Here is a 6,173-nt window from a genome sequence, read left to right as displayed (position 1 = left end):
GCCAGAGGCACAAACATATTATCAATGATTTTGTATATTAAAGAAAGATTGTTGACAATGTCACTGTGGCTTAGCCACCTCGCAATGACAGGGATTGCTTTTAGCATATTATTTACAAATCTTACCACTAGCGACTCAGTTAATCAGCAATTCGGGTATAATTAATAAATTTTTTTGATTAAACAGGAAAGGGTATAATATAAATGATGCAGCAAATTATGCGCCAATATTAAATTTCATTCTCAGTAATTATAGATTTTTAAGGATCATATATGCAAATCCTAATCTTGCTTTTTTGTTTATTAATGGGATGTCCAATAAGTTCTGGAGGATATATTATTTCCGTCGCTGATGAAATTGCTTCGCATTTCATAGGCTCCTCCAGTAACATACCCTCCAGCAATAATTATCATAATTTGGGGGACAGAGTACTAGGAATCTTTCCTTCATTAGCCCAGACCGAATCATCTCAATTTAAGCAGAAAAAATTAAAGTCGACAAATCAAACTAAAAAAGCTAATAACCCTAAACAAATTATTTTAAGTACTAAAGATAACGTTAAAATTGCGGTAAATCATTATGATTCAAACAAGAGAGACTCTGTTTTAATAGTTTGTCCCGGCTGGTACATGTGTAAGGATTCATATGTGTTTAAAAATATGTCTGAAGACTTATTTAAAAACACTGACATTATCTCAATGGACTTTAGAGGACATTGTAAAAGCTCAGGCTCTTTTACTTTTACAGCCAGAGAAGTTAATGACTTAAAAGCTGTTGTTGATTATGCAAAATCAAGATATTCTAATGTGTCATTAATGGGATTTTCACTGGGAGGAGCAACTTCAATAATTTATACAGCTAAGTATAAAGATATAAATAGTGTAATAGTCGTAAGTGCACCATCAGATTTTGACAAAATTGAGCATCATAGTTTCAAAAAAGAGGCATATATGCAAACTTTTGAGAAATTTGAATTATGGCGAGCTATGTCAATCAGACCCGGTAACATTTTTCTAAATAAGACAAAGCCTGTTGATGTTATCCAGGATATTTCTCCAACGCCCATTTTATTCATTACAGGTACAAAAGACCCTACTGTCTATGAATGGCATACAGATACATTATATAAGAAAGCAGGAAGTCCCAAAGCAATTGAAAAGTTTAAAGATAATTTTCATGCCGAAGATTTATATTTACAATCTCACGATAGATTTATAAAAACCTGTACTGATTGGCTAAATGCAACTTTTAAATAAAAAGCTGCTTATAAAATGTTATCCATAATTAATATTTGCAAATTAAATTAGTATAATGATTAAATATAAATAACAAATTCTAATAATTAAAATAATGCTAGATAAAGAATGTATGAATATTGATACTGTTCAAGAAAAACTCAATACAGTTATTCAATACCAGCAAGCCGGAAAGCTGCAGGAAGCAGAAGTTATTTGTAATGAATTACTCAAAAATAACTCTGAAAATGATGTGGCATTTTATCTTTTAGGCTTAATTTCATATCAAAATAGCAAACCTGATCTGGCTATTGAATATATTAAAAAAGCTATAACCATAAATCCTGATGAATATTATTTTAAAGATCTCGGAAATATATATTTTGATTGCAATAAGCTGGATGAATCCATAATATGTTATGAAAAATTTATAAACCTAAATCGAGATGATGCTGAGGTATATCTCAATCTTGGCAAGGCATTTTCCTTAAAAAACAGAATTGATGAAGCAATTCATTGCTATAAAAAAGTTTTAGAATTAGAACCCAGTTTTACCGGCATATATTTTGATTTAGGGTTAGCTTATCAAAACAAACGTGAATTTAATGAAGCCATTAGATGTTACCAGTTATCACTTAACTATGAACGTAACTCTATAGCAGCACACTATAACCTTGGGTTATCCTACTATGAACTGCATAAACTTGATGATGCAGTAAGCTACTTCAAAAAAACACTGGAATTAACCCCCAATTATATCGATGTATATTATAGTTTAGGTCACACATATTACTGTATAGGTGATTTAAATAATACTATAAACTCATATAAGATGGCTATAAAACTGGATCCCTGCCACAAGAAATCTTATGTAATGTTGGGAATGGCTCTTTATGATATCGGTGAAATAGAAGAATCCATCAAATATTATCAAAAAGTTCTTGAAATAGACCCCGATTATCTGGAAGCGTATGTTTGTCTATCTCAAGCCTTATTACTAAAAGGAGATTTTGAGAAAGGATGGGAATATTTTGAAAAAAGACTTTATATTCCAAGAAAAGAATTAAGATTTTCTACGTTATCAAAACCTGCCTGGGATGGTAGTACAATTGATAATAAGACTATATATATTTATTACGAACAAGGATTTGGCGATACAATACAATTCGCCAGATACCTTCCACTTTTACAGCAAAAATGCTCAAAAATAATATTTAGACCCCAAATAGAACTTGAAACATTATTCGAACAGAATAATTTGGGGTATAAAATTATTAATAATTCGGTATTAGATAACAATCTTGAATACGATGTTCATGCCTCTTTGATGAGTTTAGCCTATTTATTTAAAACCAAAATAGATAATATCCCGTTTAGTGAAGGTTATCTAAAGGCTGATCCTCAAAAAGTCGCTTTCTATAAGGAAAATTACTTTAACAATAAAGACTTCAAAATAGGGCTGGTATGGCAAGCAAAAAATATTTTTTATAGAGATTTAATAAGGTCAATTTCTGATATAAATATTTTTAAAGATGTCACACACATTCCTGGAGTAAAAATCTACTCTCTTCAAAAAGGTAATGGCGAAAAGCAGCTTGATAATTTAGCTAACGAGATGGAAATAATCAATCTTGGAAAAACATTCAAAGACTTTTCGGATACGGCTGCTGTCATAGAAAATATGGATTTGATAATCACTATTGATACTTCAGTAGCCCACTTATCAGGTGCTCTTGGTAAACCAGCATGGGTATTGTTACCATATGTAAGTGAATTCAGATGGCTTATGGATAGAGAAGATACACCCTGGTATAAAAACATGCGATTATTTAGACAAAATATTTCTGGCAATTGGGATTATGTAATTAGTAATGTAGCCAATTCGCTTAAAACAAAATTATCCTGACTAGCAATCCAGTTAAACATAAAATAATACCAATAATCGATAATTTATATATTTTTATAACCTTGCTTTCTATGCATTCCATACATAAAAAGTTCTACTTAAAATGAATGATTATTTTTTAAGCAAGAAATAATAAAATTACTCTAGGTAACTTATGCTTATAATTAACTATAAAAAATATATCAAAGAGTAAAGTACTGTTAGAAGGAAAAATATAATGAAATTACACTGGCAAATTCTAGTCGCATTGGGCTTAGGAGTAAAAAGAAACTGGCACATATTTTTTGCTTTAATAGCTGGTATTACCGTTGGTCTGTTATTTCCGATAGAAGGCGGTAATAAAACGATTTTTCACGAAGTTTTAGCATTTGTAGGGCAGGCATTTATTAATTTAATTCAAATGGTTGTAATCCCTTTAATTGTTAGTGCAATTATCGTTGGAATTGCAAGTCTGGGTGATAATAAACAAATTGGTAAAATCGGAACCCGAATGGTTTTATACTATATGATAATTGCTGTTATAGCTGTAGGCATTGGAGCTGGATTATCATTAGCATTTAAACCAGGTAAAAATGTTGAAGCAACTATAAATCAACAACAAGCTGAGGCAGTCAGAGTACAAGTAGCACATATTCAAACTGATAAAGCCAGCTTATCTCAAATGTACTTAAATATGATCCCTAAAAATCCTATAGAATCACTAGCAAAAGCAGAATTAGTACCAATCATAATATTTGTAATGATATTCGGATCAGCTCTTGCTATGATAGGAGATCTTAGCAGGCCTGTAGTGGCATTCTTTGAATCCATATTTGCTGCAACAATGCGTGTTACTGACTGGATAATGGTACTTGCAACTCCTGGTATATTTGCCCTTACAGCATTTACTGTTGCAAAATCGGGGCTAATAATATTTCATGAACTTGCACCATTCATACTTACAGTAATACTCGGTCTTGGTATTCAATTATTTATAACTTATCCATTATTATTAAAAGTTTTGGGTAAAATTAGCTTTGCAAACTTATATAAAGCTATAGCAGAAGCAATGATGGTTGCATTTGGTACAGCAAGCAGCTCCGCTACATTGCCTGTCACAATTGCCTGTTGCGAAAGAAGAGCCGGAATTTCCAGCAAAATTTGCAGCTTTGTCCTGCCTCTTGGAATTACAATGAGTAAAGACGGAACTGCAATATTCCAGACCATTTCAATAATATTTCTAGCCCATGCTTACGGTGTCGTGTTAGAACCACTGACAATTATCCAAATTTGCTTCCTGGCAATAATGGCATCAAGCGCTACAGCTGGTATTCCTAGTGCAGGTTTAATAACAATGACAATAATTTTAAATGGTCTGGGATTGACACCTGAGCAGGTTATTCAAGGTTTCGCACTATTATTTGCTGTTGATCGTTTCTTAGATATGTTCAGAACCTTAGTAAACGTTACAAGTGAAACTGTTATAGCATCAATTATTGCTTCAAAAGAAGGCGAACTTGATTACGATTTACTTGGAAATCAAGAAGTCTGGAAAGAAGTAGTCTAAATATTCCACAATATATAAACCTTTCAGAAAAACACTTGAATTATAATTCAAGTGTTTTTTATCATTAATAGATAAACTAATAGAAAAAGTTTCGTATTAACTTATATTAAATCTTTCCTGTTTTATAAAATTTAAGCTAAAATTAATCTTGAATATTCTTTGTGGAGGAAAATCCAGTGTTTGCTCAAGACGAGCCAAAGATACAGCTTGCAAAAGTTACTTCTTTTAACCGTTATTTATATGCAATATTAATAATTCACTTTTTAATATATACAGTTCAAATAAATTTTAGAGAAAACATAACAACAGATATTTTAATTGCCTCTTGTTGGATATTTCTTGGTATCCACGCATTTGTAAATGAAACAACAAGGCAAGTAATCAAGAAATCAATAATAGCAACACCAGAAGTGTGCCACGTATTAGCAAAATTAAATTCCATATTAACTGTGATATTAATATCAGTAGCCACTTTTTTTACAGGTAATGTTGGGCTCATATTTTTATATCTGATTCCGGTATTCAACAGCTTATTTTCTGCATATAAAAAATTCTCTAGAATATTACTGGGTATTGGCATGGTGCTATTATTAGCAGCAGAGTTAAGCGGTTGGCTAAGAAGCGATCTTTTAGTGGAAAATAAAAATATTATATTCTCTATGACTCTTACTTATTTAAGTGTTATAGGCTTATTAAGCTATCTTGGAATTATTCTTTCAAGTCAGGTCAAACATCATAGCGATAATGCAAATATGCTCCATAACTTAGCTACTACCGACGCACTTACAGGGCTTTTAAACAGAAGAGAATTTAATAGAAGAATCGCTGAAGAGATTGCAAGAGCTAAAAGACATAAGTCATCTTTAAGTCTTGCCTTGTTTGATATAGATTATTTCAAGAAAATAAATGACACTTATGGCCATAATGTAGGCGATGTGATTCTTAAAGAGCTTGGCGAACTGTTCTCTGTAAATACCAGGAGCTGCGATATAGCTGCTCGTTATGGAGGTGAAGAATTCGCGTTAATTTTGCCTGAAACAACTCTGAATGAAGCCTATGAATTACTTGAAAGATTAAGAATAATGGTGGAACAGCAATACTTTTACCTATCGTACTCTCCTATTCAGATAACAATAAGTGTAGGTGTTGCTCAATGTGATTTTATGGATTCCTGCGCAGCAGACTTATGCGAAAGAGCTGACAAAGCCTTGTATCAAGCTAAAAGAAACGGCAGAAATCGTGTGGAATATGCTGCTCTTGGCATGCCAAAGCTCGATTTATCAAGAATTTTAGTAAACCAAACTAATCAGACAAATCAAACAGAAGTAATCAGCAAAGTTTAATATTTTTTGTATTAAGATTTAGGGTCTTTTAGGACTTTGCCGTAATGCCCGACAGCATTGCCGCAATTACACATAATCATGCCTTTTGATTTAATGTCATCTTCACAGATAACAATATATTGATCACATAAAGTGCAGTAAAT

General features: G+C 32.0%; 4 protein-coding genes. All 4 read left to right on the top strand.

Translation table 11 applies throughout. The annotated features are described in order from the left end of the window. The first annotated feature begins 272 nt into the window (after positions 1 to 272). The 4 genes from A2255_02200 to A2255_02185 all read left to right on the top strand — a co-directional run bounded on the left by A2255_02200 (position 273) and on the right by A2255_02185 (position 6,030). Positions 273 to 1,256, top strand: a complete 984-nt coding sequence (locus A2255_02200) for a hypothetical protein (GenBank protein OGI18090.1) — start codon at positions 273 to 275, stop codon at positions 1,254 to 1,256. Positions 1,257 to 1,368: 112 nt separating this feature from the next. Next, positions 1,369 to 3,141 carry a hypothetical protein gene (locus A2255_02195; GenBank protein ID OGI18089.1) on the top strand — a complete coding sequence of 591 codons (1,773 nt, stop codon included), beginning with the start codon at positions 1,369 to 1,371 and terminating at the stop codon, positions 3,139 to 3,141. Between the two features lie 217 nt (positions 3,142 to 3,358). Beyond that, positions 3,359 to 4,687: a hypothetical protein gene (locus A2255_02190; protein ID OGI18088.1), complete on the top strand. Its 1,329-nt coding sequence runs from the start codon at positions 3,359 to 3,361 to the stop codon at positions 4,685 to 4,687. 176 nt (positions 4,688 to 4,863) lie between these two features. Next, a complete protein-coding gene (locus A2255_02185; protein OGI18087.1) occupies positions 4,864 to 6,030 on the top strand; it encodes a hypothetical protein in 1,167 nt (388 codons plus the stop codon). Positions 6,031 to 6,173: the final 143 nt, after the last annotated feature.

Source organism: Candidatus Melainabacteria bacterium RIFOXYA2_FULL_32_9 (assembly GCA_001784615.1).
Taxonomy (GTDB): Bacteria; Cyanobacteriota; Vampirovibrionia; order Gastranaerophilales; family UBA9579; genus UBA9579.
The sequence above is the reverse complement of the archived record's forward strand: the minus strand, read 5'-3'. Positions and strand labels throughout refer to the sequence as shown.